We start from the raw sequence: 26,047 nt of genomic DNA, 5'->3' as shown, positions 1-26,047 counted from the left end.
CCTTAATTATGCGCGCCGTGCAGATGCTGTGGACGCGATGGGGTAAACCCTGATTGATAGCGTGCCGCGCTTAAATCGTCAAACGGAATGGCCGGTGTACGCCCGGAGATCAGGTCGCTCAGCAGCTGGCCCGAACCGCAGGCCATGGTCCAGCCGAGCGTGCCGTGACCGGTATTAGTCCACAAATTTTTGTACGGCGTGCGGCCCACTATCGGCGTGCCGTCTGGCGTCATTGGACGCAGGCCGGTCCAGAACGTGGCCTGCTCAATGAAGCCACCACGCGGGAAGAGATCGCCCACGACCATCTCCAGCGTTTCACGACGCGGTTTGAGCAACTCGGTATTAAAGCCCACGATCTCCGCCATGCCGCCAACGCGGATCCGGTTATCAAAGCGGGTGATGGCGATTTTGTAGGTTTCATCAAGAATGGTAGAGACCGGCGCGCCGTTGTCCTCTTTCACCGGAATGGTCAGGGAGTAGCCTTTCAGCGGATAGACCGGGATATCCAGGATCCCTTTCAGCATCGCGGTTGAGTAGGAGCCAAACGCCATCACGTAGGCGTCAGCTTTAATCACCTCTTCCCCACACTTCACCCCGTAAATCTTCTCCCCTTCCGACAGCAGCTTGTCGACAGAAGTATTGAAGCGGAATTTCACCCCGGCCTGCTCGCACATGCGCGCCAGACGCTGGGTGAAAAGCTGGCAGTCGCCGGTTTCATCGTTCGGTAAACGCAGACCGCCCGTCAGCTTGTGCGCGACCTCGGCAAGCGCCGGTTCCACCTGCGCCAGCTGGCTGGCCTCCAGCAGCTGATACGGTACGCCCGCATCTTCAAGCACGGCGATATCGCGGGTAGCGTTTTCGTACTGTTGCGCGGTACGGAACAGCTGAAGCGTGCCGCCCTGGCGCCCTTCATATTCGATGCCCGTTGAGGCACGCAGCGCTTTCAGGCAATCGCGGCTGTATTCCGCCAGGCGCACCATGCGCCCTTTGTTTTCCATGTAGTGGCGGGTGTCGCAGTTGCGCAGCATCTGCCACATCCACTTAAGCTGGAACTGCGTGCCGTCGAGGCTTATCGCCAGCGGCGCATGTCGCTGAAACATCCATTTAATCGCCTTCAGGGGAACGCCCGGGGCCGCCCACGGCGCAGCGTAGCCCGGGGAAATTTGCCCCGCGTTCGCCGCACTGGTTTCCAGCGCCGGACCGGATTCGCGATCGATCACGGTAACCTCATGTCCCGCCTGACTTAAATACCAGGCGCTGGTTACGCCAACGACACCACTTCCCAGTATGACAACACGCATAGCCACTCCATTATGAGCAAAAGAACAATCATCTAATTACAGATTGATAACCTAGTTGAAAATATTATTCAACATATGACTTTTTTATGGTGACTCATCTCACATATCCCGCTGTATCAGGGGATAGCGCTTATTTGGGATCTCCTGCTGCGCGTTATTTTTAACCAGTAGAAAATTCTGCGAGCACCGCTTTTTTTGCCGTATCGAAAACGGGAAATCGCAAAGAAAAAATTTCTGCGCCCCGCGCATTTGAATGGGGTGATCTATGCTTGAAAGGAGGCTCTCCAGTCAGAGAGAGCGACCAACAACGAGGGCGCGCTAATGGCTACACTAGATTCCATGTCCAGGGACAGTACCCGTCTGAGCGATGGACCCGACTGGACCTTCGAGTTGCTGGATGTCTACCTGGCGGAGATCGACCGGGTGGCCAAACTCTATCGTCTGGATACCTACCCCCATCAGATTGAAGTCATCACCTCGGAACAGATGATGGACGCTTACTCCAGCGTCGGGATGCCAATTAACTATCCGCACTGGTCGTTTGGCAAAAAATTCATTGAGACAGAGCGGCTATATAAGCACGGGCAGCAGGGACTGGCGTATGAAATCGTCATTAACTCTAACCCGTGTATCGCCTATCTGATGGAGGAGAACACTATTACCATGCAGGCGCTGGTGATGGCGCACGCCTGCTACGGACATAACTCGTTCTTCAAAAATAACTATCTGTTCCGCAGCTGGACGGACGCCAGCTCCATCGTCGATTACCTTATCTTCGCCCGCAAATACATTACCGACTGCGAAGAGCGCTACGGCGTGGACGAGGTGGAGAAGCTGCTGGACTCCTGCCACGCGCTGATGAACTACGGCGTTGACCGCTATAAGCGTCCGCAAAAGATTTCGTTACAGGAAGAGAAAGCCCGGCAAAAGAGCCGCGAGGAGTATCTGCAAAGCCAGGTGAATATGCTGTGGCGCACCCTGCCGAAGCGCGAGGAGGAGAAAACCGTCGCCGAGGCGCGTCGCTACCCTTCCGAGCCGCAGGAAAACCTGCTCTACTTTATGGAGAAAAACGCCCCGCTGCTGGAGCCGTGGCAGCGTGAGATCCTGCGCATCGTGCGCAAGGTGAGCCAGTATTTCTATCCGCAGAAGCAGACTCAGGTCATGAACGAAGGCTGGGCGACCTTCTGGCACTACACCATTCTTAACCATCTGTATGACGAAGGAAAAGTCACCGAGCGGTTTATGATGGAGTTTCTGCACAGCCATACCAACGTGGTGTTCCAGCCCGCGTATAACAGCCCGTGGTACAGCGGCATTAACCCCTACGCGCTTGGGTTTGCCATGTTCCAGGATATCAAGCGTATCTGCCAGTCGCCCACTGAAGAGGACAAATACTGGTTCCCGGATATTGCCGGTTCCGACTGGCTGGAAACGCTGCACTTCGCGATGCGTGATTTTAAGGATGAGAGCTTTATCAGCCAGTTCATGTCGCCGAAGATCATGCGTGATTTCCGCTTCTTCACCGTACTGGATGATGACCGCAACAACTACCTGGAGATCTCCGCCATCCACAACGAAGAGGGCTATCGCGAGATCCGCTCGCGCCTGTCATCCCAGTACAACCTGAGCAATCTTGAACCGAACATTCAGGTCTGGAACGTGGATCTGCGCGGCGATCGCTCTCTGACGCTGCGCTATATCCCGCACAACCGCGCGCCGCTGGATAAGGGGCGTAAAGAAGTGCTGAAGCATGTGCATCGCCTGTGGGGATTTGACGTATTGCTGGAGCAGCAGAACGAAGATGGCAGCGTGGAGCTGCTGGAACGGTGCCCGGCGCGGATGAATACGCTTTAGTGGGATTTTATGCCGGTCAGGCGAAGCCGCCACCCGGCGAAAAAAAACCTCTCAATCGAGAGGTTTTTTCTTTTATCGGCCCTGAATCGCTAAATCACCCGGCAGGGTTTTCTGCATCCGGTGCCAGATTTCTCCGGAGTCGTGGCCATAACGACGCACCGTTTCATAGACCTGATCGTGCAGCCCTTCGGTGCAGAGTTTGCTCAGTTTATGGTAGAAGCCGAGCGCCAGGCTGCGGGCTTCAGGGTTGGCAAAGTAGTGACGACCTATGCGCGTATATAACCCTTTCATCCCATTCAGGATCAAACCGTAAACCGGATTGCCGGAAGCAAACGCCAGACCGCGGAACACGTTGTAATCCAGGGTCGCAAAGGCATCCGCGTGGTCTTCCACCTCATTGGCGGTGGCGAGCACTTTCAGCGCATCTTCAGGGTGCTGACGAAACGCGGTGCGGATGAAAATGGTGGCGATGTTGGTGCGCACGGAAAGCAGATTATCAATCAACTGCGGTACGCTTTCGTGGTCGAGACGCGCCAGCGTTTCCAGAATATTCAGCCCGGACGTTTCCCAGAAGTTGTTCACTTTAGTGGGTTTGCCATGCTGTATCGTCAACCAGCCATCGCGCGCCAGACGCTGGAGCACTTCTCGCAGCGTGGTACGGGTGACGCCAATCAGTTCAGAGAGTTCGCGTTCAGCAGGTAGAATTGATCCCGCAGGGAAACGATTATTCCAGATGCTTTCAATGATGTACTCTTCCGCGAAACCCGCCGGGCTCTGCGCCTTAATGACCATAGTGAGATTTCCATTACACAGCTTTTAGCAAATTGCACTCATCATACCAGAGGCGCGCAGAGGCAGATAGCGCAGCAGAGACAGAAAAGAGGGATCGCTGTTTCATTTTTATGAAATTTACAAAATGGCTTTATCCCCCTCTCTGCCCTCATTTTTGCGTATACTGATGTCTTGTCTTATTTGGCGGGGAAAGGACGTCTGTCGTGGAAATTTCATTTGGGCGCGCACTGTGGCGCAATTTTTTAGGCCAGTCACCGGACTGGTACAAACTCATTTTACTGGTATTCCTGGTCGTTAATCCCGTTATCTTTTTGCTGGATCCCTTTGTTGCCGGGTGGGTACTGGTCGCCGAGTTTATCTTTACCCTGGCGATGGCGCTGAAGTGCTATCCGCTGTTGCCCGGCGGGCTGCTGGCGCTGGAAGCCGTGATCGTTGGAATGACCAGCGCGGAGCACGTTAAAAACGAGATTGCGTCGAATCTCGAAGTCCTGCTGCTGCTGATCTTCATGGTGGCGGGGATCTACTTTATGAAGCAGCTTCTGCTGTTTATCTTCACCCGTTTGCTGCTGAGCATTCCATCGAAATCGCTGCTCTCGCTGGCGTTTTGTCTTGCCGCGGCCTTCCTGTCAGCCTTCCTGGATGCGCTGACGGTCGTGGCGGTGGTGATCAGCGTCGCCGTCGGTTTTTACGGGATTTACCACCGTGTGGCCTCGTCTCGTCCCGGCGAAAACTTACAGGACGACAGCCACGTTGAAGCGCATAACCGTGACGTGCTGGAACAGTTCCGTGCGTTTCTGCGGAGCCTGATGATGCATGCGGGCGTGGGGACGGCGCTGGGCGGCGTGATGACCATGGTCGGGGAGCCGCAAAACCTGATCATCGCCAAAGCGGCGGAGTGGCATTTTGGCGAATTTTTCCTGCGTATGGCGCCGGTTAGCGTGCCCGTACTGATCTGCGGGTTAGCAACCTGTGTGCTGGTCGAAAAATTCAACCTCTTTGGCTATGGCGCGAAGTTGCCCGATCCGGTCCGCAAGGAGCTGCAAAAGTTTGACGAGCAGAGCCGCAAACAACGTACGCGCCAGGAGACGCTGCGCCTGATTGCACAGGGCATCATCGGCGTATGGCTTATCGCCGCGCTGGCCTTCCACCTTGCCGAGGTGGGGCTGATTGGCCTGTCGGTAATTATTCTTGCCACCAGCCTGAGCGGCGTCACGGACGAACATGCTATCGGTAAGGCCTTTACCGAAGCGCTGCCCTTTACCGCGCTGCTGGCGGTGTTTTTTGCCGTCGTGGCGGTGATTATTGACCAACATCTGTTCGCCCCGATTATCGCGTTCGTGCTTCAGGCTGCGCCGGACTCGCAGCTGACGCTGTTCTATCTCTTTAACGGTCTGCTGTCCTCCATCTCCGATAACGTTTTTGTCGGGACGGTGTACATCAATGAAGCCAAAGCCGCGATGGAGCAAGGGATTGTAAGCACCGGTCAGTTCGAGCTGCTGGCGGTGGCGATCAACACCGGAACGAACCTGCCCTCCGTGGCAACGCCGAACGGCCAGGCGGCATTTCTGTTCATGCTGACCTCGGCGCTGGCACCACTCATACGACTTTCTTATGGAAGAATGGTCTGGATGGCGCTGCCATATACGGTGGTGCTCACCCTTGTTGGTTTGCTGTGCATCAAAATTACTCTCGTTCCCTGTACGCAATGGTTGTTGCAAGCAGGTATACTTGCGGCGCATTAAAATTCGTTTACACTGCGCTGTCTAAGCATGTTCCAGGGAAATGATTATGTTGCGATTTTTGAACCAGTGCTCACGCGGTCGCGGGGCGTGGTTGCTGATGGCCCTGACCGCCTTTGCGCTGGAAATGGTCGCGCTGTGGTTTCAGCACGTGATGGGGCTGAAACCTTGCGTACTGTGTATTTATGAGCGTTGTGCGCTGTTCGGCATTATGGGCGCCGGTCTGGTGGGTGCGATTGCGCCAAAAACACCGTTACGCTATGCGGCAATTGCCATCTGGCTGTACAGCGCCTGGAAAGGCATTGCGCTGGCCTGGGAACACACCCAGATGCAGCTTCACCCGTCACCGTTTATGACTTGCGATTTTGCCGCCCGCTTCCCGAGCTGGCTGCCGCTGGATAAATGGCTGCCGCAGGTGTTTGTCGCCTCCGGTGACTGCTCCGTGCGCCAGTGGGAGTTTCTGACCCTGGAGATGCCGCAATGGCTGGTGGGCATTTTTGTCGCCTACTTCGTGGTGGCACTTCTGGTGCTGATTGCCCAGCCGTTCAAACCAAAGAAACGCGATCTTTTTGGCAGGTAAAAGCAAAACGGCAACGTCAGTTTTGCAGGTCGGGTAAGCGTAGCGCCACCCGACACCATTGCACACAATAAAAAACCCGCCGAGGCGGGTTTTTTATTGTCACCGATTAGGGTGATTCATGATGTGGTCTTCCCAGTCCCGCACCTCGGACTCTTTCACCGCAATGTGGCGCACGGAAATACGTTCGCCGTGCATCGCCGCTTTCGACCCCGTCAACAGCGGGTGCCATGTCGGCAGATCTTTTCCTTCCGCCAGCAGACGATACGCGCAGGTATGCGGCAGCCACTCAAAGGTCGGCAGATTTTCACGGGTTAACTTGATGCAGTCCGGCTCATATTCGAAACGGCGCTCATAGTTGCGGCACTGGCAGGTTTTGATGTTTAACTGCTTGCACGCTACGTTGGTGAAGTAGATTTCGTCCGAATCTTCATCCATCAGCTTATGCAGACAGCACTGCCCGCAGCCGTCACACAACGATTCCCACTCCGCGTCGGTCATGTCGTCGAGCGTTTTGCTTTGCCAGAAAGGAATGTCGTTCATCAGGATGTCCACACGTCAAAATAGAGCGCACCTTATAACGAGTCTGGCACGTTGATGCAAGTTTTGCCGCCCTTTTCAGGCGGCAAGATGCTTTTACAGCACGCGGGTTTTCAGCGACTGGCCGTTAAAACTGACGTCCAGCTCGTCGCCACTGTGCAGCGGCCCCACACCTTCCGGAGTGCCGGTGAGGATCACATCGCCGGGTTTCAGGGTGAAGAAGCGGCTCATGTAGGCAATCAGCGGGACAATCTTATGGATCATGTCAGCGGTAGTGCCCTGCTGCCGGATCTCGCCGTTAACCTTCAGACTAAGCGGCGTGTTCTGCGGATCGTCGGTAAATTCACCGACAGGAACGAAACCGGAAATCGGGCATGAATTATCAAATCCCTTGGCTTTTTCCCACGGCTGCCCTGCTTTCTTCATTTTGCCCTGTACGTCGCGCAGCGTCAGGTCGAGCGCGACACCGTAACCCGCAATCGCTTTCTCTACGTGTTCTTCGGTTGCCTGGCGCAGCGTCGCGCCGATCAGCACCGCCAGCTCCACTTCATGATGCACCGAGCCCAGTCCCTGCGGCAGAACCAGCGGCTGGCGAATATCGCACAGTGCGGTTTCTGGCTTAATAAACAGAACCGGCTCTTCCGGCACGGCGCTGCCCATCTCCTGAATATGTTTTGCATAGTTGCTGCCCACGCAGACCACTTTGCTGACGGGATAATCCAGTAATGCACCTTGCCAGTTATGATGTTGATACATGGTCGACCCCTAATCGGTTGATGAGTTGTTCCCGGAAGGACCCGGGCTTATTTCTTTCCGCTCACCTCAAGATGCTGTTTTAATAAATTCTCCGGTGGCGGCGGAAGCTGTAAATAATAGCCCTGCTCGGTTAATGCCTTTTTGACTTTCTCCAGATCGGCGTTCACCAGCTTCTTACGGCCGTCCAGCGGCAGCAGCATCGCCAGCTGCGGTCGGCCAAAGCTTTTCATTAATTCTTCAGGCACGCGGGAAAAATCGTCTTTCTTTTCGACATAAAGGTAGGTCTGGTCGCGGCTGGTACTTCTGTAGATCACACAAAACATGTTTTTACTCTGAATTAACGGGTGGTTGCTTGCCTCAATATACTCCTGACTATAACATGCCTGATACTCTTCGGAATATCGCGGCGATGTGTTGCGGTTAATAGCAAATTGAGTAAGGCCAGGATGTCAAATACGCCCATCGAGCTTAAAGGCAGTAGCTTCACCTTATCAGTGGTTCATTTGCATGATGCAAAACCCGAGGTTATTCGTCAGGCGTTAGAAGACAAAATCGCGCAGGCTCCCGCTTTTCTTAAGCATGCTCCTGTTGTCGTCAATGTAAGCGACCTTGAGGGGCCGGTTAACTGGAAACGGCTTCAGCAGGCCGTCGCCGCTACGGGCTTGCGCATCGTCGGCATTAGCGGCTGCAAAGACGCTGAGTTGAAAGCTGAAATTGAACGCGCGGGTTTGCCCTTGTTAAACGAAGGCAAAGAAAAAGCCCCACGTGCCACGCCTGCAACCGTTCCCGCTCCCCCGCCTCCGGCGCAAACTGTAACCCCAGTCACAAAAACGCGATTGATTGATCTGCCGGTTCGTTCCGGTCAGCGCATTTATGCGCCAAACTGTGATCTGATTGTGACAAGCCACGTCAGTGCTGGCGCGGAACTGATTGCAGATGGCAATATTCACGTTTACGGTATGATGCGTGGGCGCGCGCTTGCGGGCGCCAGCGGCGATCGAGAAGCACAAATTTTTTGTACTCATCTGACGGCAGAACTGGTGTCTATCGCAGGTGAATATTGGCTGAGCGATAAAATCCCAGCCGAATTTTATGGCAAAGCGGCTCGTCTGCAACTGGCAGATAACGCTTTGACCGTTCAACCGTTAAATTGATCCCTTTTAACAAGGAATTTCTATGGCACGCATTATTGTTGTGACTTCGGGTAAAGGAGGCGTTGGCAAGACCACCTCCAGCGCGGCCATCGCTACTGGTTTGGCCCAGAAGGGAAAGAAAACCGTCGTAATCGACTTCGATATTGGTCTGCGTAACCTGGACCTGATCATGGGTTGCGAGCGTCGCGTGGTCTATGACTTCGTGAACGTCATTCAGGGCGATGCCACCCTTAACCAGGCGCTGATTAAAGACAAGCGCACCGAGAATCTCTACATTCTCCCGGCATCCCAGACCCGTGATAAAGACGCCCTGACCCGCGAAGGCGTGGAAAAGGTGCTCGACGATCTGAAAAAGATGGAGTTCGACTTCGTGGTCTGCGACTCCCCGGCCGGTATCGAAACCGGCGCGCTGATGGCGCTCTACTTCGCGGATGAAGCCATCATCACCACCAACCCGGAAGTCTCGTCAGTACGTGACTCCGACCGTATTCTCGGCATTCTGGCCTCGAAATCCCGTCGCGCGGAAAATGGTCAGGAGCCAATCAAAGAGCACCTTCTGCTGACCCGCTACAACCCGGGCCGCGTGAATAAAGGTGACATGCTGAGCATGGAAGACGTGCTGGAGATCCTGCGCATCAAACTGGTTGGCGTGATCCCGGAAGATCAGTCCGTGTTGCGCGCCTCTAACCAGGGCGAGCCAGTGATCCTGGATACACAGGCAGACGCGGGTAAAGCGTATGCGGATACCGTTGACCGTCTGCTGGGAGAAGAACGTCCTTTCCGCTTCATTGAAGAAGAGAAGAAAGGTTTCCTCAAACGCCTGTTCGGAGGATAAGTTATGGCATTACTGGACTTTTTTCTCTCGCGGAAAAAAAGCACCGCCAACATCGCAAAAGAACGTCTGCAAATCATCGTGGCGGAACGTCGTCGTAGCGACGCCGAACCGCACTACCTGCCGCAGCTGCGCAAAGACATTCTGGAAGTGATCTGCAAATACGTGCAGATTGACCCGGAAATGGTCACCGTTCAGCTGGAGCAAAAAGACGGGGATATTTCGATTCTGGAGCTGAACGTGACGCTTCCGGAAGCGGAAGAGTCGCGTTAAACCGTATGTGGTTTGTCGTTTTGTAGGCCGGGCAAGCATCGCGCTGCCCGGCAATTTCCCCGGTGGCGCTGCGCTTACCGGGGCTACAATTTTTAGCGTGGATAGCCTTCCAGCAGAGAATTCAGGCGTTCGGCCATCAGTTCCCCTCGCCATCCGGCGACCAGTTCCGGTAAACCATTTTGCGGTTTCAACTTCCAGTGCCAGTTCAGCAGCTGGTTAATCTGACGACGTGAAGCCAGCAGTTCGGCACTCAGTTTGCTTTCACCCGCCACCGTCTGCACCAGCGCTTTGATATCTTTAAACGCTTTGCGGTAGCCCGGCATGTCCATCAGGTTAAGCAGCGGCTCTGGCAGTGCCTCTTCCGGTAGCTGTTGGGCTTTCTCCACCAGCGCGAGCAGCGTTTTGCCGTGGAAGCGGATTTCACTTCCGGAAAGGCCAATGCTGTCCAGTTCACCAAGGCTACCCGGCATATAACGCGCCACCGCCCACAGGTGTTCTTCACGCACCACGAAGTTGACCGCAAGATCGCGCTCGCGCGCTTTGCGCAGACGCCAGTCAGCCAGCAATTGCAGACAGGCCAGTTGACGGGTGCGCAGCTGCCAGGCGTTGGTAATGTCACGCCAGGCTTCTTTCGGGTCAACCACTTCCTGACGACGCTGCTGCGTCATGCGGCACTCGTCCAGCGCGGCAGACAGCCAGCCGGAAGCCTCCGCCTCTTTCATCAGCTGGCCTGCGATCGGCAGCAGGTAGAAGACGTCTGCCGCGGCATAGTCAAGCTGACGCGCCGTGAGCGGTCGCGCAAGCCAGTCGGTGCGCGATTCGCTCTTATCCAGCGTCAGACCGGTGTACTCTTCCACCATCGCCGCAAAACCCCAGGAGAGCGGACGACCGCTGAACGCCGCGAGGATCTGGGTATCAATCAGCGGTTGCGGCATGATGCCAAAGGTGTTGAGGAATACTTCCAGATCTTCACTGCCCGCGTGCAGATATTTGGTCACGGCGGTATCAAGCAACAGTTCGCGCATTGGTGCCCAGTCGGTAATGTCGAGTGGGTCAATCAACGACACATGTTTGCCGTCATACATCTGAATCAGACCCAGCTGCGGATAGTACGTTCGGGTGCGGACAAATTCCGTATCCAGGGCGATAGCGGGAAAATCACGCGTCACCTCGCACAGCGAAGCCAGCTCGTCGTTGGTAGTGATTATCTGGTAATTCAAATCGGACTCTCTTTTGTTTGCGCCCATAAAAAACGCCGGCTTAACCGGCGTCTGGGCGATTAACGTGAAGCTCAGGCCTTATTGTCCACTTTGGCACGGGCTTCGTCACGTAATTCTCGTCGTAATATCTTCCCGACGTTGGATTTCGGTAGCTCATCGCGGAATTCCACCAGCTTCGGCACTTTATAGCCCGTCAGCTGACGGCGACAAAACGTTATCAGCGCATCCTCAGTAAGAGAAGGATCTTTCTTGACTACAAATATCTTCACCGCTTCGCCGCTGCTGCCGGAAGGAACGCCCACCGCCGCCACTTCCAGCACGCCGCTGTGCTGCATCACCACGTCTTCGATTTCGTTCGGATAGACGTTAAACCCTGACACCAGGATCATGTCTTTCTTGCGATCGACGATGCGCAGGAAGCCTTCATCGTCCATCACCGCGATGTCGCCCGTATGCAGCCAGCCGTCTTTGATGATCTCATCCGTGGCATCCGGACGTTGCCAGTAGCCCAGCATTACCTGCGGCCCTCTGACGCACAGCTCCCCCGGCTCGCCATGAGGCACTTCGTTATCCTCATCATCCACCAGTTTTGCTTCCGTCGACGGGACCGGCAGCCCGATACTGCCGCTGTGGTAGTCGATGTCATGCGGGTTGACGCTGACCAGCGGGGCGCACTCCGTCAGACCATAGCCTTCCAACAGATACTGCCCGGTGAGTTTCACCCAGCGCTCGGCAACCGCCTGCTGAACCGGCATCCCGCCGCCCGCCGAGAGGTGCAGCGTGGAGAAATCGAGCTGCTGAAACTCTTTATTATTGAGCAGGGCGTTAAACAGAGTATTCACCCCGGTCATGGCGGTGAACGGATATTTCGCCAGCTCTTTGACCAGCCCCGGGATATCACGCGGGTTGGTGATCAGTACGTTTTGACCGCCAAGCTCGATAAACAGCAGGCAGTTCATGGTCAGCGCGAAAATGTGATACAGCGGAAGCGCGGTGATCACCAGCTCCTTGCCCGGGTGCAACAGCGGCCCGTAAGTCGCATTTACCTGTTCAAGGTTCGCCAGCATATTTCGGTGGGTCAGCATCGCCCCTTTGGCCACGCCGGTGGTGCCGCCGGTATATTGCAGGAAGGCCAGATCCTCGGACACGATCTCCGGCTTCACGTACTGCATCCGGTAGCCCGCATGCAGCGCGCGGCGGAAGGAGATGGCATCCGGCAGGTGGTATTTCGGCACCAGTCGCTTAACGTATTTAACGACAAAGTTGACCAGCGTTCCTTTCGCGGTAGAGAGCTGGTCGCCCATGCGCGTCAGGATGACGTGTTTAACCTGGGTTCTGTCAACGACTTTTTCCAGCGTGTGGGCAAAGTTGGAGACAATCACAATCGCCGCCGCCCCGCTGTCATTCAACTGATGTTCCAGCTCGCGCGGGGTATAGAGCGGGTTAACGTTAACCACGATCATCCCTGCCCTGAGGATCCCGAACAGCGCCACCGGGTATTGCAGCAGGTTTGGCATCATCAGCGCGACGCGATCCCCTTTCTGCAAGCCCAGCCCTTCCTGTAAGTAGGCCGCAAACGCCCGGCTGCGCTCCTCCAGCTTACGGAAGGTCATCACTTCGCCCATATTCACAAACGCGGGCTGGTCAGCGTAGCGCCGTACCGAGTGTTCAAATAATTCAATCAGGGATTGATAACGGTCAGGATTGATCTCCGCAGGGACATCCGCGGGATAACGGTTAAGCCAAACCTTTTTCAATGCATCACCTCTGAAATGAGTGTTCGTCGTCATCACAGCCCCGATAATAAACAGTTTGTTAACATTATATTAACTCAGCGTACCAGTTTATTAATTGTTCAGATTGCAGGTTGCGAAGCGCGTCACTCTTTTTTTTTCGTTTTATCCGTAAAAAAACAGAGACAGCGGCTGAGCCGCTGTCTCTTTCCTAACAATAACAGTAAGTTACTCAGTTACGATTGTTTGAACCTGTGCAGGGCCTGGATTGTACCAACCCCAGCCACCGTAGCCGTAACGATACGGATGCGGTCCCCACATCCACGGATCGATTGGCTGTGGCGGCATCACCACCTGCTGGGCGATACGCCAGCGTTTGTAGCCGTTCACCTGCATGGTCATAAATTTGTATGGCGTATTGCCGATTTTCCCGGCCACCGAACCGGTAATCGGTCCGACGACGGTCACCAGCTGCCCGCGGAAATCGACCGGATCGAGGAAGCCGCTGACGTCAGCGTAGATCCGCCCGCGCGAGGCTTCACCCAGAACAGGCCGCGCGCCGCTGTCCAGCGGGACGGTGGCAATCTCCAGACGGGTTTTCCCCTGCTGGTTGATGACGTCAACCACCTTGCCGCCAAACCGCGCTTCCTGCCCGACATACAGCTCCGGGGCATTCATCACGCGTACCAGATCCTGCTGTGGCGTCGGGCTGGTGCCCTTAATCGCATCAGGAACGGTGACGCACCCGCTCAGTGCTATGGCAACCGCGCCTGCCATAAGAAAGCGTACAACTTTAGACTGAACCGCCATGATGCGACTCCTTTTTCTCAGTTCCTGTTACTGAGATTCACTCGCGGCCAGGAAGTTTCTTCCACGCGACGGTGTTTCGTAAATAAACCGGTTCAGCGTGTTCAACCGCCACGGTTTTTCCTGCGGCAAGCAGCTGACAGGCAATCGGCAGCATATCTTCGGCGGCAGGCAGAAGCATGTTACCGTCCACCAGCGTCACGCCGGTGCCACTCGCCATCTCCGGCCACGCCGCCCAGCCCGTGCCGACCGTCGCCCACTCGCCGGACAACAGCTTCAGGCGTTCAGTAACGGCTTCAGGCTTAAGCACGGCTTCCGTCTCTTCACCGTGCCAGACGCCGTTTTCGTCACGGGTGTACTCCGCCCAGTAAACTTCACCCATGCGAGCGTCAATCGCGGCCAGTACGCGGGTGGCGCCGGTCATGCGCCAGGCCCCCTGAGCCATGGTCGCCAGGGTTGAGACGCCAATCATCGGCAGGTCAGCGCCCAGCGCCAGCCCCTGCGCAATGCCAATCCCGATACGTACGCCCGTAAAGCTGCCAGGGCCACGGCCATAGGCCAGCGCGTCGAGGTCAGTCAGGGCGGTGTTGCCCTCGGTCAAAATGGTTTTTACCAGGGGCAGAATACGTTGGGTGTGTTCCCGTGGGCACTCTTCGAAATGAGCAAAAATCGTACCGTCGTTCCACAGGGCAACGGAACAGGCCTCTGTCGCGGTATCAATAGCCAGAATTCGCATCAGTCGTCGCGCTCTCGCAATGGTCAGTCACAAAATGGCGCGCATCTTAACACACTCCGGGGAAAATTACTCCGCCGTTGGGTTCGCCAGGAAGCGGACCGCGCGTTTAATATCCCGCGTGCGCGGCGCGGGCGGCAGGCTGGCGAGGAAGGTGGCGCCGTAGGGACGCATCACCAGGCGATTGTCGCAGATAACCAGCACGCCGCGGTCGGTGACGTCGCGGATCAGACGCCCTACCCCCTGTTTAAGCGTAATGACCGCGTCCGGCAACTGAACGTCGTCGAACGGATCGCCCCCGCGCAGGCGGCAATCCTCCATACGCGCTTTCAGAAGGGGATCGTCCGGCGATGTGAACGGCAGCTTATCGATAATCACCAGCGAGAGCGTATCGCCGCGCACGTCCACCCCTTCCCAGAAGCTGCTGGTCGCCACCAAAAGGGCATTACCGGCGCTGACAAACTGCTGGAGCAGTTGCCCTTTACTGGTTTCCCCCTGTAACAGGACCGGCAGCGTCATGGTGGCGCGGAACTGTTCGGCCAGATCGCGCATCATGGCGTGTGAGGTACAGAGCATAAAGCAGCGCCCGTTGTTGGCCTCGATCATCGGCTTGAGCATAGCCGCCAAATGGCGCGCCGCCCCCGGCTGATTGGGCAGCGGCAGATTGCGCGGCACGCAGAGCAGCGCCTGTTTTTCATAATCGAACGGGCTGGGCAGGAGCAGTGATTCTGCCTCATCAATGCCGAGACGCTCGGTAAAGTGGTGCAGATCGTCATTGACCGACAGCGTGGCCGAGGTAAAGACCCAGGTGCCGGGCTTTTGCGCCATCACTTCTTTGAATTTATCGGCAACGGTCAGCGGCGTGAGTGCCAGGGTGAAGTGGCGCGAGGTACATTCATACCAGTAGCTGTAGCCCGGCTGGTTGATCTCTTTCAGCCGTTTCAGCCGTCCACGGTAGAGCGTGGCGCGCTCGAAGGCGGCGTCCAGCAGTACTGAACGTCCAAGGGACAGCTTTGCCACGTCGTAACAGAGTTCAAGGGCATCATCGAGCAGCAGCAGCGCGCGCTGGATATTGTTGTCTGCGAGCAGTTCACGCAGGTTGCCGCGATAGCCCGGCTCGCCAAGCTGTAAGCGGAAATCCTGCGCGCTTTGCGCCAGGCGATCCGCGCACTTCTGCAACTGCTGGGTATCTTTGAGTTCGGTGCGATAGGCAATGGTGATATCTTTCGCCAGATCCTGAAGCTGACGGCTGGAGAGCGACTGGCCGAAATACTGGCTGGCGATGTCCGGGAGCTGATGGGCTTCATCAAAGATCATCACCTCCGCCTCCGGGATCAGTTCACCAAACCCGCTGTCCTTGACCACCATATCTGCAAGGAACAGGTGATGGTTCACCACCACCACGTCGGCGTCCATCGCCTTTTTACGCGCTTTCACCACAAAACAGTCTTTATACAGCGGGCAGTCGCTGCCAAGGCAGTTGTCGTTGGTGCTGGTCACCAGCGGCCAGGCCGGGGAGTCTTCCGGGACGCTCGCGCAGGTGCTGATGTCCCCCTCCTCCGTCTGGTTGGCCCAGGCGCGCAGGACGATCACATCACTCAGGGTCTGTACCGGCAGGTCGCCGCCCGCCAGCGCCTGCTGTTCGAGACGCTCCAGACACAGGTAGTTAGAGCGCCCTTTCAGCAAGGCCAGACGCCCTTTGTATTTTAGCGCTTTCGCCACCGTCGGTAAGTCGCGGCTGTAGAGCTGGTCCTGGAGCGCTTTTGACCCCGTAGAGATGATCACCTTCTTTTTTGCCCGCAGCGCAGGCGCGAGATAAGCGTAGGTTTTCCCCGTCCCGGTTCCGGCCTCCACCACCAGCGGCTGCGCCTTGTCGATGGCATGCGCGACGGCGTGCGCCATCTGACGTTGGGGTTCACGCGGTTTAAAACCGGGAATAGCCTGTGCTAACTGACCTTCTGGGGAAAAATCGTCTGCCACGGTGTTCTCTCACTGTATTTTTGCACAGGGATTATGTCAGCCCCTTCTCTCCGGTGCCACCCCAAATAGTGACGACGGCGGAACAATATGGCAGTCTTGCCGCCTGACGACGAAAGATAACGAGGATACGTTTATGACAATTACGCGCATTGATGCCGAAGCCCGCTGGTCTGATGTGGTGATCCATAACCAGACACTGTACTACACCGGTGTTCCTGCCAATCTGGACGCCGATGCCTTCGAGCAGACGGCGAACACCCTGGCGCAGATCGACGCCGTATTGGAAAAACAGGGCAGCGACAAATCCCGCATTCTGGATGCGACGATTTTTCTGGCGAATAAAGACGATTTCGCGGCGATGAATAAAGCCTGGGATGCGTGGGTTGCGGCGGGTCACGCGCCTGTACGCTGCACCGTACAGGCCACGCTGATGAAACCGGAATATAAGGTTGAGATCAAGATTATCGCGGCAGTGTAAGCCGGTTATTCTTCATCTTCATCCTCAAAGCGCGCCACGATCCGCTCGCCGGTATGCGTGGCGCGAAGTTCTTCCGCGACCTGTGAAATTGCCTGTCCGCTGCTCATCCCCTGGGACATCAGCTCCTGAATACGTTCAACGGCTTTCTGCTGTTGGTCATGGCTGAGAGAAGGTAAACCTGCAAACATCGTTAACTCCTGCTAAATTATTCGCGCTAATTATTTCACGCTACCCGGTAGTATGCCATACATGAACATGCGCTTCCCCACTGTTATGACCTTGCCCTGGCGTGCAGACGCCGCCGAGTTCTGGTTTGCCCGTCTGAGCCATCTTCCCTTTGCCATGCTGCTGCACTCTGGCCATGCGGATCACCCCTTCAGCCGCTTTGATATTCTGGTGGCCGATCCGGTAAAAACGCTGACAAGCGATGACCTGTCGCCAACGGACGATCCGCTGATGCAGCTTCAGAATGAGATCCATGCTCTGGGCTTATCTGCCACACCGGATCCGGATCTGCCTTTCCAGGGGGGCGTGCTGGGCCTGTTTGGTTACGATCTGGGGCGCCGTTTCGAAAAGCTGCCCGAGCATGCGCAGGCGGATATTCCCCTGCCGGATATGGCGGTGGGGCTGTATGACTGGGCGTTGATTGTGGATCACCAGAAAAAAACGGTTTCTCTGCTGAGCCATCATGACGTGCAGGCGCGTCTGGCCTGGCTTGAGGCGCAACGTCCCGCCGCACCGGAACACTTTATGCTGACCTCCGGCTGGCGCTCGAATATGACCGCGCCGGAGTATGCGGAAAAATTTTCCCGTGTGCAGGCGTATCTGCACAGCGGTGACTGTTATCAGGTCAATCTTGCCCAGCGTTTTCAGGCGACGTATCAGGGGGATGAGTGGCAGGCGTTTACTCGCCTTAATGCCAGCAATAAGGCCCCGTTCAGCGCATTTGTACGCCTTGAGCACGGCGCCATCCTCAGCCTGTCGCCTGAGCGTTTTATTCACCTGGCTGACGGTATTATTCAGACTCGCCCGATAAAGGGCACCCTGCCACGGCTTGCCGATGCCGACGCCGACCGCCAGCAGGCGGAGAAGCTGGCGGCCTCACCGAAAGATCGCGCTGAAAACCTGATGATTGTCGATCTGATGCGCAATGATATTGGCCGCGTCGCCGAACCAGGCAGCGTGCGTGTGCCGGAACTGTTCGTCGTCGAGCCTTTCCCGGCGGTGCATCATCTGGTCAGCACCATTACCGCGCGTTTGCCGTCCTCGCGAACCGCCTGCGATCTGCTCCGCGCCGCGTTTCCGGGCGGCTCCATCACCGGCGCGCCGAAGGTCCGTGCGATGGAGATCATCGACGAACTGGAACCGCACCGCCGCAACGCCTGGTGCGGCAGCATCGGCTATATAAGCCTGTGCGGCACCATGGATACCAGCATCACCATTCGCACCCTGACGGCCTGCGACGGCAACCTCTACTGTTCCGCAGGTGGTGGCATTGTGGCCGACAGTCAGGCCGAGGCGGAATATCAGGAAACCTTCGATAAAGTGAATCGTATCCTGAAACAACTGGAGAACTCACGGTGAAGAAAGACAACCTGACGCTGGATGATTTTCTGTCGCGCTTTCAGCTTCTGCGGCCCCAGGTTAACCGCGCCACGCTGAATCAACGTCAGGCGGCGGTGCTGATCCCGGTCGTGCGTCGTGAACAGCCGGGTCTGTTGCTTACCCAGCGCTCACCGCATATGCGAAAACACGCCGGTCAGGTTGCGTTCCCCGGCGGCGCGGTGGACAGCACCGATGCTTCCCTGATTGCCGCCGCGCTGCGCGAGGCGCATGAGGAAGTGGCCATCCCCCCGGCGTCGGTCGAGGTCATCGGCGTGCTGCCGCCTGTTGACAGCGTAACCGGCTTTCAGGTCACGCCGGTCGTCGGCATTATTCCGCCCGATCTTCAGTATCACGCCAGCGTCGATGAAGTTTCAGCGGTGTTCGAAATGCCGCTGGAAGAGGCCCTTCGTCTGGGCCGCTATCATCCTCTGGATATACACCGCCGCGGGCACGATCATCGGGTCTGGTTGTCCTGGTATCAGCATTATTTTGTCTGGGGCATGACGGCAGGCATCATTCGTGAGCTGGCCCTGCAAATCGGCCTGAAGCCTTGACTATACTTTACATTCCACCCTTTTCTGGCAGGTTTGCGATCGGCGTCGCGCTATTAGCAAAACCATCGTTAACCATTAGTTTAATTCATGTGAATAGTTAAGCCGAGGTGGGTGTTCCCTCTTACACTATGCGCAGTTATAACATCGTTACTGGAACCCCAGTAACCCTGTCAGGAGTGTGAAAGTGATTAGTATATTCGACATGTTCAAAGTGGGGATTGGTCCGTCTTCTTCCCACACTGTAGGGCCGATGAAGGCCGGTAAACAGTTCGTCGATGATCTGGTCGAAAAAGGATTACTGGAAAGCGTTACCCGTGTCGCCGTAGACGTTTACGGTTCACTGTCATTAACGGGTAAAGGCCACCACACCGATATCGCCATAATTATGGGTCTGGCGGGCAATATGCCGGACACCGTTGATATTGATGCCATTCCGGCATTTATCCGCGACGTGGAAACGCGCGGTCGTTTGCTGCTGGCTAACGGTCAGCACGAAGTGGACTTCCCGCAGGATGACGGGATGCGTTTTCGTAGCGACAACCTGCCGCTGCATGAAAACGGCATGACCATCCACGCCTGGAGCGGCGAAAAAGAGATCTACAGCAAAACCTACTACTCCATCGGCGGCGGCTTTATCGTTGACGAAGAACACTTTGGCAAAGAGAGCGCGGGCGATGTGAATGTGCCCTATCCGTTTAAATCGGCCACTGAGATGCTGGGCTACTGCAAAGAGACCGGTCTGTCCCTGTCCGGCATGGTGATGAAGAACGAACTGGCGCTGCACAGCAAGAAAGAGATCGAAGACTATTTTGCTAACGTGTGGCAAACCATGCGCGCCTGCATTGACCGCGGGATGAACACCGAAGGCGTTCTGCCTGGACCACTGCGCGTCCCGCGTCGTGCCTCTGCCCTGCGCCGCATGCTGGTCACCACCGACAAGTTCTCCAATGACCCAATGAACGTGGTTGACTGGGTCAACATGTTTGCCCTCGCGGTTAACGAAGAGAACGCAGCGGGGGGTCGCGTTGTGACGGCGCCAACCAACGGCGCGTGCGGCATCGTTCCGGCGGTGCTGGCCTACTACGATCACTTTATCGAGCCTGTGACGCCGGACATCTATATCCGTTATTTCCTCGCGGCAGGCGCTATCGGCGCGCTGTACAAGATGAATGCCTCTATCTCCGGCGCCGAAGTGGGCTGTCAGGGTGAAGTGGGCGTGGCCTGCTCCATGGCGGCAGCGGGTCTGGCGGAGCTGCTGGGCGCAAGCCCTGAGCAGGTGTGCGTGGCGGCGGAAATCGGCATGGAGCACAACCTCGGTCTGACCTGTGATCCGGTTGCCGGCCAGGTGCAGGTGCCATGCATTGAGCGTAACGCCATCGCCTCCGTCAAAGCGATCAACGCCTCGCGTATGGCAATGCGCCGTACCAGCGAGCCACGCGTGTCGCTGGATAAGGTGATTGAAACCATGTACGAAACCGGCAAAGACATGAACGCGAAGTACCGTGAGACCTCGCGCGGCGGTCTGGCTATTAAGGTGCAGTGCGACTAAGCCTTCCTTTCGCCCATCTGCTACGGATGGGCGAATTTTCCCCTCTCGTCTCGTCGCTTCACGTATTCCCCACTACACTGTCACTGTTGCGTCTGGCTTTTCTGGCCGATGCTTATCAGGCGACCGTTCATGCAAACTGCACAAACGATCATAAAAGACTATCGCCGAAAACGCGTTATCGTCTGTGTCACGGTTGCGCTCGTTACGCTCGTCCTGACGCTGGGCATTCGCTTTATTTCACAGCGCAACATAAATCAGGATCGGATCCACGACTTTACTCTCCACACCGTGCGCGCGCTTGATAAGGTGCTTCTCTCGTTAGAGGCCCAGCGCGAAATGCTGCTTTCTCTGGTTGGCATACCCTGTTCTGAGGCGAATCTGATCCTGCGAAAACAGGCGGCGATCCTCCAGACCGTTCGCTCCATCGCCCTCGTTAAAGATGGAATACTGTATTGCTCAAGCGTCTATGGCAGCCGAAATGTGCCCGTCAGTGAGTTTGTGCCCCTGCTTCCAGTCAGTGAATCCAGGCTGCTGCTGTTGACCGATCGGTGGCTGGTAAAAGGCAGCCCGGTACTGATTCAGTGGTCTCCCCTCCCGAGCGACGGCAATGACGGGGTGATGGAGGTGGTGAACATCGATCTCATCACTAAAATGATTCTGGAGCCGCAGCGGCCGCAGATCACCGACGTTGTCCTGAAAGTGGGTGATAAGTTCCTCCGCGACGGGCAACAGGTGACGAATACGCCGACCATCAATGAAAACGCCTCCCTGCTGGAGCAGTCGTCACAGCATTACCCATTCAGCGTCACGGTGAGCGGCCCGGGGCCAGGCGAAATGGCGTTGAAAACGCTGCCCACCCAGCTGCCGCTGGCATTGATGCTCAGTTTACTGATGGGGTATATCGCCTGGCTCGCCACGGCGCGGCGCATGAGTTTTACCTGGGAAATTAATCTGGGCATTGCGGCGCGGGAGTTTGAACTTTTCTGCCAGCCGCTGGTGAATGCCCGCACCCGGGAGTGCGTCGGCGTCGAGATCCTCCTGCGCTGGAACAACCCGCGTCAGGGATGGATTTCGCCCGATGTTTTTATCCCTCTGGCCGAAGAACATAACCTGATTGTTCCGCTTACCCGCTATGTCATCAGCGAAACGGTGCGTCAGATAGGCTATTTCCCGGCCTCACGGGATTTTCATATTGGTATCAACGTGGCCGCCAGCCATTTTCGCCGCGCGGTGCTGATCCGGGATCTCAACCGCATCTGGTTTAACGCGAACCCTGTTCAACAGCTGATTGTGGAGTTAACCGAACGCGATGCGTTGCTCGATGTGGATTACCGCATCGTGCGTGAGCTTCACCGCAAAGGCGTGAAACTGGCGATAGATGATTTTGGTACCGGCAACAGTTCACTTTCGTGGCTGGAAAAACTGCACCCGGATGTGCTGAAAATTGATAAATCCTTCACCACCGCGATCGGCACAGACGCCGTGAACTCAACGGTAACGGATATCATTATTGCGCTGGGTCAGCGGCTGAATATTGAACTGGTCGCGGAAGGGGTTGAAACGGAGGAACAGTCACGCTATTTGCGCCGTCACAGCGTACACATTTTACAGGGGTATTTGTATCCGCGGCCGATGCCGCTGCGGGAATTTCCGAAATGGCTGGAGGAAAGTCACTCTCCGCCAGCCCGTCATAACGGGCACATCGTGCCCTTATTGCCGCTACGCTAGATAGCGTTACTCTTCTTCGTCGTGTGCAGAGTGCTCTTTAACAATACGCACCATGTCCACGCGATAGTCGTTGGCTTCAACGATGGTAATTTGCAGTGGCGGCAGTTCGAGCACATCACCGATGCGCGGGATCTGCCCGTTAACGGCAATCACCAGCCCCGCCACCGTAGCGATGTCTTCATCGTCATTGACCACGTTTTCCACGCCCAGCGTGTGCGAGAGCGCGTGCAGATCGGTAGTGCCTTTCACCAGCCAGCCGTCACCGTCGGCAACGATTTCCGGCGTTTCATCCGCATCAGGGAATTCACCGGCAATCGCTTCCAGCACGTCCAGCGGCGTCACCAGCCCCTGTACCACACCAAATTCGTTGGTGACGATAACAAAGCTTCCGCGGGCACGACGCAATACGCCCAGCAGGTTGATTGGGTCCAGCGTCTCTGGCACCACGATGGCGGGCGACGCGGCCGCAACGGCCTCGACGTTAACCCCCTCTTCCAGGGCTACCAGCATCTCTTTCGCGCGCACGACACCGATGATTTCATCCAGCTCACCCCGGCAGACCGGGAACAGGCTGTGCGGCGAGGAGAGCAACTGCTGACGAATTTCATCAACGCTCAGGTTGGCGTCCACCCAGCTGATTTCACCGCGCGGGGTCATAATGCCGCGCAGGGAGCGGGAAGCCAGCGAAAGCACGCCATTGATCATGTAGCGTTCTTCTTCCACAAACGCGCCTTCCGGCACCGGAACCGGGTTGCGGTTCTCGTTATCAGCCTGCACGTTCACCTGACGACGCCCGCCCATCAGTCGCAGAATCGCATCTGCGGTACGGGCTCGCAGCGGCTGATTCGACTGCTGTTTAATAAAGTTACGACGCGCAATCTGGTTAAACAGTTCAATCAGAATCGAGAAGCCAATCGCGGCGTACAGGTAGCCTTTCGGAATATGGAAGCCGAAACCTTCTGCCACCAGGCTCAGACCAATCATCAGCAGGAAGCTCAGACACAGCACGACGACCGTCGGATGCTGGTTGACGAAACGCGTCAGCGGTTTAGACGCCAGCAGCATGACCGCCATCGCAATCACAACCGCCGCCATCATCACCGGCAGATGGTTCACCATACCGACCGCCGTAATCACCGCATCCAGCGAGAAGACCGCATCAAGCACCACAATCTGAAGAACAACCACCCAGAAGCTGGCATAACCCTTCCCGTGACCGTCATCATGCTGCCGGTTCTCCAGCCGTTCATGCAACTCTGTTGTGGCTTTGAACAGCAGGAATAGTCCCCCCACCAGCATGATTAAATCGCGACCGGAGAAGGTGAAATCCATGACGGTAAACAGGGGCTTCGTCAGGGTGACCATCCACGAGATCACAGACAGTAGGCCCAGTCGCATGATCAGCGCCAGCGAGAGGCCGATCAGACGGGCTTTATCACGCTGTTTCGGCGGCAGCTTATCCGCGAGGATGGCGATAAACACCAGGTTATCAATACCGAGAACGATCTCCAGCACGACCAGCGTAAGCAAGCCTACCCAGATTGACGGGTCCATTAAGAATTCCATGAAACGCTCCTGCTAAAGGAATGACAAAACGGTGCCCCGCTAATGACGGGCATTTCAAAGGGAAAGAGAGTTGATGCGTGGCGAAGATCGCCGGTGAATAAGGCGCGGGATGGCCTGGAAGATGACTGACGTCGGTGACGGTCCATATAGTGGGCTGTAGCCCTATACTCCTGAATAATTAAACGGACGCTAAACATATCAGAGACAATTGGTTTTTAGCAAAGATTTACGTTCCTTTGCAAACTTCTGTAACACACGCGGATTATCTTAGAGAAAAATCTGTAAGGCGTAGCTAAATTACGGATCTTCATCACATAAATTATTTTTTCACTATCTAAAATAATTCGCGGAAGTCTTAGTTTTTTTAACTCTAACCCTTATCTGAATCGATTCGGTTCGCCAATACGATTCTCAGTACGCCTGCCTGGCAGACGTATAAATGATAATAAAAGGAGGTAGCAAGTGACCATTGCTATTGTCATAGGCACACATGGTTGGGCTGCGGAGCAGTTACTCAAAACAGCAGAAATGCTGTTGGGCGAGCAGGAAAACGTCGGCTGGATCGATTTCGTTCCCGGTGAAAATGCCGAGACGCTGATTGAAAAATACACTGCTCAGCTTGAGAAGCTGGATACCAGCAAGGGCGTGCTATTTCTCGTGGATACATGGGGCGGCAGCCCATTCAACGCTGCCAGCCGCATTGTCGTCGATAAAGAGCATTATGAAGTCGTCGCCGGGGTTAACATCCCTATGCTGGTGGAAACCTTTATGGCGCGCGACGATAACCCAGGCTTTGATGAACTGGTGGCGCTGGCGGTTGAAACCGGTCGCGAAGGTGTGAAAGCACTGAAAGCGCAGCCGGTTGAGAAACCCGCCCCTGTTGCGGCAGCGCCAAAGGCGGCGGCACCCGCAAAACCGATGGGTCCGAACGATTACATGGTTATCGGCCTGGCGCGTATTGATGACCGTCTGATCCACGGCCAGGTGGCGACACGCTGGACCAAAGAGACCAACGTACAACGCATCATCGTGGTCAGTGACGAAGTGGCCGCCGACACTGTCCGTAAAACCCTTCTCACCCAGGTTGCACCGCCGGGCGTCACCGCGCACGTCGTGGATGTCGCCAAAATGATCCGCGTTTACAACAACCCGAAATATGCGGGCGAGCGCGTGATGCTTCTCTTCACCAACCCGACAGACGTCGAACGCATTGTTGAAGGCGGCGTGAAAATCACCTCCGTTAACATTGGCGGTATGGCATTCCGTCAGGGCAAAACGCAGGTCAACAACGCGATTTCAGTGGATGCGAAAGATATCGAGGCCTTCAATAAACTGAATGCCCGCGGTATCGAACTGGAAGCCCGTAAGGTTTCCACGGATCAGAAACTGAAAATGATGGATTTGATCGGCAAGGTGGGGAAATAAGCCCGGGCCGGTTTTTCATATAGAGCTTATGTAATAGGAGAAGTGCAGTGGAGATTACTACTCTTCAGATTGTACTGGTGTTCATCGTCGCATGTATTGCGGGTATGGAGTCCGTACTTGATGAATTTCAGTTCCACCGTCCGCTGGTGGCCTGTACGTTGATTGGCGCCGTTCTCGGTGACATGAAAACCGGTATCATCATCGGTGGTACCCTGGAAATGATCGCCCTCGGCTGGATGAACATCGGTGCGGCAGTGGCGCCAGATGCCGCGCTGGCGTCCATTATTTCAACCGTTCTGGTTATCGCTGGCCACCAGAGTATTGGTGCCGGTATCGCGCTGGCTATCCCACTGGCCGCAGCGGGTCAGGTGCTGACCATCATCGTTCGTACTATCACCGTTGCCTTCCAGCACGCGGCGGATAAGGCGGCCGAAAACGGCAACCTCACCGCGCTCTCCTGGATCCACGTGTCTTCCCTGTTCCTGCAAGCGATGCGTATCGCGATCCCTGCGGTTATCGTGGCGATCTCTGTCGGCACCAGCGAAGTTCAGGGCATGCTGAATGCTATCCCTGAAGTGGTCACCAGCGGTCTGAACATTGCGGGCGGCATGATCGTGGTGGTTGGTTATGCGATGGTCATCAACATGATGCGCGCAGGCTACCTGATGCCATTCTTCTACCTCGGCTTCGTTACCGCTGCGTTCACCAACTTCAACCTGGTTGCGCTGGGTGTGATTGGTGCGGTGATGGCGATTCTTTATATCCAGCTCAGCCCGAAATACAACCGCGTCGCGGGTGCCCCTGCGCAGGCAGCTGGTAACAACGATCTCGATAACGAACTGGACTAACAG

At 56.0% G+C, this 26,047-nt stretch carries 26 protein-coding genes; 13 read left to right on the top strand and 13 right to left on the bottom strand.

From position 1 onward, the window contains the following. Window positions 1-2 precede the first annotated feature (2 nt). On the bottom strand, window positions 3-1,301 hold the full coding sequence (locus ACOTX7_RS13405) for a D-amino acid dehydrogenase (protein WP_006810975.1): 1,299 nt from the start codon (window positions 1,299-1,301) through the stop codon (window positions 3-5). 321 nt (window positions 1,302-1,622) lie between these two features. Here ACOTX7_RS13405 and ACOTX7_RS13400 point away from each other — a divergent pair, with 321 nt between their 5' ends. After that, complete coding sequence (locus ACOTX7_RS13400) at window positions 1,623-3,155, top strand: SpoVR family protein (RefSeq protein WP_006810976.1); 1,533 nt, start codon at window positions 1,623-1,625, stop codon at window positions 3,153-3,155. Between the two features lie 72 nt (window positions 3,156-3,227). On the opposite strand, the gene fadR is transcribed toward ACOTX7_RS13400, so the two are convergent. Then, window positions 3,228-3,947, bottom strand: coding sequence for a fatty acid metabolism transcriptional regulator FadR (fadR, locus tag ACOTX7_RS13395; protein WP_003859951.1), 720 nt, complete (start codon window positions 3,945-3,947; stop codon window positions 3,228-3,230). A 203-nt stretch (window positions 3,948-4,150) separates the two neighbouring features. Here fadR and nhaB point away from each other — a divergent pair, with 203 nt between their 5' ends. Beyond that, a complete protein-coding gene (nhaB, locus tag ACOTX7_RS13390) occupies window positions 4,151-5,689 on the top strand; it encodes a Na(+)/H(+) antiporter NhaB (protein ID WP_221256125.1) in 1,539 nt (512 codons plus the stop codon). A gap of 46 nt (window positions 5,690-5,735) precedes the next feature. Next, a complete protein-coding gene (dsbB, locus tag ACOTX7_RS13385) occupies window positions 5,736-6,266 on the top strand; it encodes a disulfide bond formation protein DsbB (RefSeq protein WP_032673889.1) in 531 nt (176 codons plus the stop codon). A gap of 99 nt (window positions 6,267-6,365) precedes the next feature. Here dsbB and ACOTX7_RS13380 read toward each other — a convergent pair whose 3' ends face one another. The 3 genes from ACOTX7_RS13380 to ACOTX7_RS13370 all read right to left on the bottom strand — a co-directional run bounded on the left by ACOTX7_RS13380 (window position 6,366) and on the right by ACOTX7_RS13370 (window position 7,882). Then, window positions 6,366-6,806 carry a YcgN family cysteine cluster protein gene (locus ACOTX7_RS13380; RefSeq protein ID WP_015570314.1) on the bottom strand — a complete coding sequence of 147 codons (441 nt, stop codon included), beginning with the start codon at window positions 6,804-6,806 and terminating at the stop codon, window positions 6,366-6,368. 93 nt (window positions 6,807-6,899) lie between these two features. Further along, entirely contained in the window at window positions 6,900-7,559 is a 660-nt protein-coding gene (locus ACOTX7_RS13375) for a fumarylacetoacetate hydrolase family protein (RefSeq protein ID WP_221256126.1), read from the bottom strand. Between the two features lie 47 nt (window positions 7,560-7,606). Next, window positions 7,607-7,882 (bottom strand): YcgL domain-containing protein, encoded by a 276-nt coding sequence (locus ACOTX7_RS13370; RefSeq protein WP_006810982.1) that lies wholly within the window; start codon window positions 7,880-7,882, stop codon window positions 7,607-7,609. 123 nt (window positions 7,883-8,005) lie between these two features. On the opposite strand from ACOTX7_RS13370, the gene minC reads away from it, so the two are divergent. From minC to minE, 3 genes are read left to right on the top strand one after another with little or no spacing between them, the layout of a single operon-like run. Further along, on the top strand, window positions 8,006-8,713 hold the full coding sequence (gene minC / locus ACOTX7_RS13365; protein WP_006810983.1) for a septum site-determining protein MinC: 708 nt from the start codon (window positions 8,006-8,008) through the stop codon (window positions 8,711-8,713). A gap of 22 nt (window positions 8,714-8,735) precedes the next feature. Next, complete coding sequence (gene minD / locus ACOTX7_RS13360; RefSeq protein ID WP_003859938.1) at window positions 8,736-9,548, top strand: septum site-determining protein MinD; 813 nt, start codon at window positions 8,736-8,738, stop codon at window positions 9,546-9,548. 3 nt (window positions 9,549-9,551) lie between these two features. After that, window positions 9,552-9,818, top strand: a complete 267-nt coding sequence (gene minE / locus ACOTX7_RS13355; RefSeq protein WP_003859937.1) for a cell division topological specificity factor MinE — start codon at window positions 9,552-9,554, stop codon at window positions 9,816-9,818. 92 nt (window positions 9,819-9,910) lie between these two features. On the opposite strand, the gene rnd is transcribed toward minE, so the two are convergent. The 5 genes from rnd to ACOTX7_RS13330 all read right to left on the bottom strand — a co-directional run bounded on the left by rnd (window position 9,911) and on the right by ACOTX7_RS13330 (window position 16,291). Continuing rightward, a complete protein-coding gene (gene rnd / locus ACOTX7_RS13350) occupies window positions 9,911-11,026 on the bottom strand; it encodes a ribonuclease D (protein WP_221257252.1) in 1,116 nt (371 codons plus the stop codon). Between the two features lie 83 nt (window positions 11,027-11,109). Further along, a complete protein-coding gene (fadD, locus tag ACOTX7_RS13345) occupies window positions 11,110-12,795 on the bottom strand; it encodes a long-chain-fatty-acid--CoA ligase FadD (RefSeq protein WP_125359005.1) in 1,686 nt (561 codons plus the stop codon). A 204-nt stretch (window positions 12,796-12,999) separates the two neighbouring features. After that, complete coding sequence (locus ACOTX7_RS13340) at window positions 13,000-13,581, bottom strand: Slp family lipoprotein (RefSeq protein ID WP_221256127.1); 582 nt, start codon at window positions 13,579-13,581, stop codon at window positions 13,000-13,002. Window positions 13,582-13,618: 37 nt separating this feature from the next. After that, entirely contained in the window at window positions 13,619-14,314 is a 696-nt protein-coding gene (gene tsaB, locus ACOTX7_RS13335; protein ID WP_221256128.1) for a tRNA (adenosine(37)-N6)-threonylcarbamoyltransferase complex dimerization subunit type 1 TsaB, read from the bottom strand. Between the two features lie 66 nt (window positions 14,315-14,380). Beyond that, on the bottom strand, window positions 14,381-16,291 hold the full coding sequence (locus tag ACOTX7_RS13330; protein ID WP_221256129.1) for an ATP-dependent DNA helicase: 1,911 nt from the start codon (window positions 16,289-16,291) through the stop codon (window positions 14,381-14,383). A 133-nt stretch (window positions 16,292-16,424) separates the two neighbouring features. Between ACOTX7_RS13330 and ACOTX7_RS13325 the strand changes: the two genes are divergently transcribed. After that, entirely contained in the window at window positions 16,425-16,769 is a 345-nt protein-coding gene (locus ACOTX7_RS13325) for a RidA family protein (protein ID WP_160863418.1), read from the top strand. Window positions 16,770-16,774: 5 nt separating this feature from the next. Here the strand turns inward: ACOTX7_RS13325 and ACOTX7_RS13320 are convergent, their stop codons facing one another. Further along, window positions 16,775-16,957 (bottom strand): YoaH family protein, encoded by a 183-nt coding sequence (locus tag ACOTX7_RS13320; protein ID WP_003859925.1) that lies wholly within the window; start codon window positions 16,955-16,957, stop codon window positions 16,775-16,777. A 61-nt stretch (window positions 16,958-17,018) separates the two neighbouring features. Here ACOTX7_RS13320 and pabB point away from each other — a divergent pair, with 61 nt between their 5' ends. The 4 genes from pabB (at window position 17,019) to ACOTX7_RS13300 (ending at window position 22,205) form a co-directional block, all read left to right on the top strand. Then, window positions 17,019-18,353 carry an aminodeoxychorismate synthase component 1 gene (gene pabB, locus ACOTX7_RS13315; RefSeq protein WP_221257253.1) on the top strand — a complete coding sequence of 445 codons (1,335 nt, stop codon included), beginning with the start codon at window positions 17,019-17,021 and terminating at the stop codon, window positions 18,351-18,353. Then, complete coding sequence (locus tag ACOTX7_RS13310; RefSeq protein ID WP_006810989.1) at window positions 18,350-18,928, top strand: CoA pyrophosphatase; 579 nt, start codon at window positions 18,350-18,352, stop codon at window positions 18,926-18,928. The genes pabB and ACOTX7_RS13310 overlap by 4 nt, the downstream gene beginning before the upstream one ends. Window positions 18,929-19,112: 184 nt before the next feature. After that, window positions 19,113-20,477, top strand: coding sequence for an L-serine ammonia-lyase (sdaA, locus tag ACOTX7_RS13305; RefSeq protein ID WP_047354210.1), 1,365 nt, complete (start codon window positions 19,113-19,115; stop codon window positions 20,475-20,477). Between the two features lie 129 nt (window positions 20,478-20,606). After that, the gene (locus ACOTX7_RS13300) at window positions 20,607-22,205 is read left to right on the top strand and encodes an EAL domain-containing protein (RefSeq protein WP_221256130.1); all 1,599 of its coding nucleotides are present in this window, start codon (window positions 20,607-20,609) and stop codon (window positions 22,203-22,205) included. Window positions 22,206-22,211: 6 nt separating this feature from the next. On the opposite strand, the gene yoaE is transcribed toward ACOTX7_RS13300, so the two are convergent. Together yoaE and ACOTX7_RS13290 are read right to left on the bottom strand one after the other, a co-directional pair. After that, window positions 22,212-23,771 carry a CNNM family cation transport protein YoaE gene (gene yoaE / locus ACOTX7_RS13295; RefSeq protein ID WP_006810992.1) on the bottom strand — a complete coding sequence of 520 codons (1,560 nt, stop codon included), beginning with the start codon at window positions 23,769-23,771 and terminating at the stop codon, window positions 22,212-22,214. Beyond that, a complete protein-coding gene (locus ACOTX7_RS13290) occupies window positions 23,759-23,917 on the bottom strand; it encodes a protein YoaL (RefSeq protein ID WP_407045036.1) in 159 nt (52 codons plus the stop codon). The genes yoaE and ACOTX7_RS13290 overlap by 13 nt, the downstream gene beginning before the upstream one ends. A 316-nt stretch (window positions 23,918-24,233) precedes the next feature. On the opposite strand from ACOTX7_RS13290, the gene manX reads away from it, so the two are divergent. Both manX and manY read left to right on the top strand, forming a co-directional pair. After that, on the top strand, window positions 24,234-25,196 hold the full coding sequence (gene manX, locus ACOTX7_RS13285) for a PTS mannose transporter subunit IIAB (RefSeq protein ID WP_047354212.1): 963 nt from the start codon (window positions 24,234-24,236) through the stop codon (window positions 25,194-25,196). A 47-nt stretch (window positions 25,197-25,243) separates the two neighbouring features. Then, window positions 25,244-26,044 (top strand): PTS mannose transporter subunit IIC, encoded by an 801-nt coding sequence (gene manY / locus ACOTX7_RS13280; RefSeq protein WP_003859914.1) that lies wholly within the window; start codon window positions 25,244-25,246, stop codon window positions 26,042-26,044. The last annotated feature ends 3 nt before the right edge of the window (window positions 26,045-26,047 follow it).

It is taken from the genome of Enterobacter cloacae complex sp. IR5418, from assembly GCF_049238105.1.
Lineage (GTDB): Bacteria > Pseudomonadota > Gammaproteobacteria > Enterobacterales > Enterobacteriaceae > Enterobacter > Enterobacter hormaechei.
The sequence above is the reverse complement of the archived record's forward strand: the minus strand, read 5'-3'. Positions and strand labels throughout refer to the sequence as shown.